Consider the following 5,015-nt stretch of genomic DNA (forward strand, 5'->3'; position numbering starts at 1 on the left):
CGACCGTGTCGTCTTTAACGGGAGAACCTCGAACCAACAGGAAGTACGCGCAGGGGCAGAAGGATGAGTTCTTCGTCGTGTTCGACCGGCTCAAGAGCACGGGGGCGGCGGCCAGGGAGCTGGGATTGAGCCCCGATACGTGCGCCGGCTGGGTGCGTAAAGCCGGACTGAAGAGCCATGGTAAACCGGGGGCGCGCCCTCACCGGGGCCGGGATGAGTACTTCCGGTTACGCAAGGCCGGCTTGAGTCGGCGGGAGGCGGCCGCAGCGGTCAGCGTGCATCCCAGGACCGCGGCGGAGTGGGACCTGGGGATTCGTAAGTCAGGCGGCCGACGCATTTACGCTGATGGGCGGGTGGTCGATTACAAACGTGGTGTGACCACTATGACCTCGCCGGCCCTCGCCCCACCGACAGCGGCTCTCGAGAAACTCATCGACCCGCGATTTCTTAGCGTGCAGGAGCGGGAGATGATCCGGGACCTGAAAGCCTCGGGTTCATCGATGCGGGCGATCGCCAGCGTGCTTGGCCGTTCGGCTTCAACGATCAGCCGCGAGCTGGGCCGAAATGCCGATGCCCTGTTGGGCTATCTGCCCCACGGGGCGCAGCGGAAGGCCGCTGCCCGGCGGCCACGACCCAAAAACGCCAAGCTCGCTGGCGAGTCGGACCTGCGCGACTATGTGAAGGCCAAGCTGCTCATACGCTGGTCTCCGGAGCAGATCAGCCACACCCTGGTCAAAAAGTTCCCCGACCAACCGGAGATGCGTGTGAGTCCAGAGACGATCTATCAAGCCCTCTACGTCCAGGCCAGAGGCGGACTCAAACGCGAAATACAGGCAGCCCTGCGCACCGGCCGGACCCGCCGGAAACACCACCAGAGCGGGGAACAGCGCACCTCCCGGTTCGTGGATCCGATGGTCATGATCTCCGAGCGTCCACCCGAGATCGAGGACCGCGCAGTACCCGGTCATTGGGAGGGGGATCTCATCACCGGCGCCTACAACCAGTCCGCGATCGGAACCCTGGTCGAACGCACCACCCGCTACGTGATGCTCGTCCACCTGCCAAATGACCACACCGCCGAAACCGTCCGGGACGGGCTCATCAACACCATCTCTGCCCTGCCGGCACATCTGCGAGGCTCTCTGACCTGGGACCAGGGCGCGGAAATGGCCGCCCACAAGACCTTCACCCTAGCCACCGAAATGCAGGTTTACTTCTGCGACCCAGCCAGCCCCTGGCAGCGCGGTTCGAACGAGAACACTAACGGGCTGCTGCGCCAGTACTTCCCCAAAAGCACCGACCTGTCCGCCTACGGACCTGAAGACCTCGAACACGTCGCTCAGGAGCTCAACGGCCGCCCACGCAAAACGCTCGGCTGGGATACCCCAGCCGAGCGTCTACGTGATTTACTACTAACCACCTAACCACCAGGTGTTGCAACGACCCCTAGAAACCGCCCAGTGAACACACCGGGCATTTCTCTCAGCAACTGGGCTGGAGCGTCAACCCCAGCCGCGGAACGGGCCTCAGGCCACGTTGTTGGTGTACTCCAGGTCGCGGGTTTCCTTGCTGACGAAAAGTGCAATCAGCGTCAGCACGGACATGGCGGCGAGGTAAACGCCGACGAGCACCGGGCTGCCCTTCCCGATTTCCCAGAGCCAGACGGCGATGAACGGGGCCACGGCGGCACCGAGGATGCTCGAGAAGTTGTAGCTGATGGCGGAGCCGGTGTACCGGACATTCGTCGGGAACAGCTCCGGCAGCAGCGCACCCATGGGCCCGAAAGTCAGCCCCATCAGGGAGAACCCGATGATCAGCAGGGCCATCGTTCCGGCGAAGCCGGCGCTGAACAGCGGGACGAAGAGCAGGCCGAAGGCGAAGATGCCAAGGGTCACGGCGATCAGCATCTTGCGCCGGCCGTACTTCTCAGCCAGCGGGCCGGAGACCAGGGTGAAGATACCGAAGAACACGACGCCGGCAATCAGCATCCAGAGGAAATCGTTGCGGGTGTAGCCCAGGCCGGGGACGAACGCAGCCGCGGCGGCCTCGGTCATCGGCTTGCCGGCCTTCTCGGCTGCGGCCTTGGCGGCGTCCAGGCTGGCGGCCCGGGTGCCGTAGGTCAACGTGAACGTGGTCATCAGGTAGAACAGCACATACGTGGCAAGCATGATGAACGTGCCCAGGATCAGCTGGCGCCAGCTGGTCTTGAAGACCCGGGCCAGCGGCAGCTTGGCGACCTCGTTGGACTCCAGGACCTTGGTGAAGGCCGGGGTCTCGATCAGTTTGAGCCGGACGTAAAGGCCGATGATGACCATAACGGCACTGAGCAGGAACGGCACACGCCAGCCCCACGCCTCGAATGCGGCCGGCGTCAGGGTGTAGCTGAACACCAGGAAGATCACGTTGGCGATGATGAAGCCGATCGGCGCACCCAGCTGCGGGAACGTGCCGTAGATGGCACGCTTGTTCGCCGGGGCGTTCTCGGTGGCCAGCAGCGCCGCGCCGCTCCATTCCCCGCCGAGGGCCAGACCCTGGGCGAAACGCATGACAACCAGCAGCGCCGGCGCCCAGAAGGTCCAGCCGGGAACGGTCGCCGTCGGCAGGCAGCCGATCAGGAAGGTGGCAATACCCATGGTCAGCAGCGAGGCGACCAGTGTGCCCTTGCGGCCAAACTTGTCACCAAAGTGGCCGAAGACAATCGAGCCGAGCGGCCGGGCGATGAACGCGACGCCGAAGACGGCGAAGGATGCCAGCAGCTGGGTGGTCTCGTTCTGGCCAGGGAAGAAGAGCTTCGGGAAGACGAGCACAGCGGCGGTGGCGTACACGTAGAAGTCGTAGAACTCAACGGTGGTGCCAATCAGGCTGGCGACGATGACGCGGCCGCGCGAGTTCACCGGTTCGGCGGACCCCTGCTCTGCGGAAGTGGCAGTGGATGACATGTAGTAGCGCTTTCATAAAGACCGGACCGGTGATGATTGAGACCGCCCGGATGTTGATAAGTAGGATTACATATTAGTTCCAGAAGTCCATTCAATGGACAAGCGTTCCACTATTTGGACACTTAGATTCGTCTCACGTGGTGGTCATCACACTACGCCCCACCCCGCCCCTAACACCGCCACAAACGCGCCGATAGGCAAACTTCACAGCACGTTAACAAACGGCGAGGCTCCCGGAAACGCGGCTTACCTAACTTGGAGGGACAACATCCCCAAGGAGGTCCCCGTGACTGCTGAACGCACTGCAGATGCCCCGACCGGCATTTCCCCCGGCATTTCGCCCGCCGTCAATGCCGGCACCACCCTCGGCGGTTCCGCCCTTGAATTCCGTCCCGGCCGCTGGATCGCCAACTGGGATGCCGAGAACAAGGAACAGTGGGAGGCCCAGGGACGTTCCATCGCCCGCCGCAATTTGAACTGGTCCATCTTCGCCGAGTTCCTGGGCTTCGTGGTGTGGCAGCTGTGGTCGATTGTGGTGGTCCAGCTGCCTGCGGCCGGCTTCACCTTCACCACGTCGGAGATCTTCTGGCTGATCTCCATGCCCAGCCTGGTGGGCGCAACCCTCCGGATCCCCTATACCTTTATGGTCCCCCGCTTCGGCGGCCGGAACTGGACCATCGTCTCGGCCCTGCTCCTGCTGATCCCCTCGATCGGCCTGGCCATGTGCGTCGCCAACCCGGAGACCCCGTTCGGGACCATGCTGTTCGTCGCGGCGCTGGCCGGCTTCGGCGGCGGCAACTTCGCCAGCTCCATGGCCAACATCACCTTCTTCTACCCGGCCCGCGAGAAGGGCTGGGCGCTGGGCCTGAACGCCGCCGGCGGAAACCTCGGCGCCGCCGTCGCACAGCTTGCCGTCCCGATCGCCATCACCCTCCTGGCCGCCGGCACCGTCAACCTGCCGGTCGCCGGGCTCATGTGGGTCCCGCTGATCCTGCTCGCCGCGTTCGGCGCCTGGAAGTACATGGACAACCTCACCAGCGCCAAGGGCGACGTCGCGGGTTCACTCGCCGCGCTCAAGGAACCGCACCTGTGGATTATGGCGCTGCTGTACATCGGCACCTTCGGCTCGTTCATCGGTTTCGCCGGCGTTTTTCCCAAGCTCATCAAGGACTACTTCCCGGCGTTCTCCTCCATCGGCGTCGGCACAGTTGCCCTGTCCCTGGCCTTCCTGGGTCCGCTGGTCGGCTCGCTGGCCCGTCCCTACGGCGGACGCATGGCGGACCGCATGGGTGGCGCCCGGATGACCGTCGCCGCGTTCGCCGCGATGGCCGTCATCACCCTGACCATGATCTGGACGCTGCCAATGAAGAACTTCTGGCTCTTCCTGGTCCTGTTCCTGTTCCTGTTCACCGCCAGCGGCTTCGGGAACGGCGCCACCTACCGGATGATCCCGGTCATCTTCGCCACCTCCAGCCGGGCAGCACGGGCCGGCGCCAGCACGGTGACCACCCAGCGCCTGGCCTCCTCCGCCCTCGGCCTGATCTCGGCCATCGGAGCGTACGGCGGGTTCGTCATCCCGCAGGTCCTCAACGCCTCCAACACCGCCAGCGGCTCCTACACCCCCGCGTTCTACGGCTTCGTCGGTGCCTACGTCCTGATGCTGGCCGTGTGCTGGTTCTGCTACATCCGCAACGCCAACCGCAACGCGATGGGACATGTCTAACATGACCACCGGCGCCGACACGCACTGCCCCTACTGCGCCCTGCAGTGCGCCATGACGCTCACCACCCCAGCGGCTCTGACCCCGGCTACCCAGCCGGGGTCAGACCCCGTGCCGGAGCAGCCGGCCGCCGCCATCCCCGACGCGCCCCTCGACGCGCCCCTCAATGTGACGGGCCGCGACTTCCCCACCAACCGCGGTGGACTCTGCCGCAAGGGCTGGACCTCGGCGTCGCTGCTGAATCACCCCGGACGCGTCACCGAACCGCTGCTCAAAGGCGCCGACGGCGTCCACCGTCCGGTCAGCTGGGACACAGCCCTGGAACTCATCACCACCGCGGTCAAGAACACCCGCG

3 protein-coding genes and 1 pseudogene are annotated in these 5,015 nt (G+C 64.8%); 3 read left to right on the top strand and 1 reads right to left on the bottom strand.

Translation table 11 applies throughout. The features are described from left to right. Nucleotides 1-242: 242 nt before the first annotated feature. The gene (locus K789_RS0114265; RefSeq protein WP_128081639.1) at nt 243-1,424 is read left to right on the top strand and encodes an IS30 family transposase; all 1,182 of its coding nucleotides are present in this window, start codon (nt 243-245) and stop codon (nt 1,422-1,424) included. 102 nt (nt 1,425-1,526) lie between these two features. Here the strand turns inward: K789_RS0114265 and K789_RS0114270 are convergent, their stop codons facing one another. Next, nucleotides 1,527-2,939 (bottom strand): MFS transporter, encoded by a 1,413-nt coding sequence (locus tag K789_RS0114270; protein WP_024367344.1) that lies wholly within the window; start codon nt 2,937-2,939, stop codon nt 1,527-1,529. 286 nt (nt 2,940-3,225) lie between these two features. Between K789_RS0114270 and K789_RS0114275 the strand changes: the two genes are divergently transcribed. Both K789_RS0114275 and K789_RS23190 read left to right on the top strand, forming a co-directional pair. Next, entirely contained in the window at nt 3,226-4,662 is a 1,437-nt protein-coding gene (locus tag K789_RS0114275) for an MFS transporter (RefSeq protein WP_024367345.1), read from the top strand. 1 nt (nt 4,663) lies between these two features. Then, nucleotides 4,664-5,015 (top strand): annotated as a pseudogene (locus K789_RS23190) (nitrite reductase); the annotation flags it as partial.

The sequence above is a fragment of the Arthrobacter sp. TB 26 genome (assembly GCF_000427315.1).
In the GTDB taxonomy this organism is placed as follows: Bacteria; Actinomycetota; Actinomycetes; order Actinomycetales; family Micrococcaceae; genus Arthrobacter.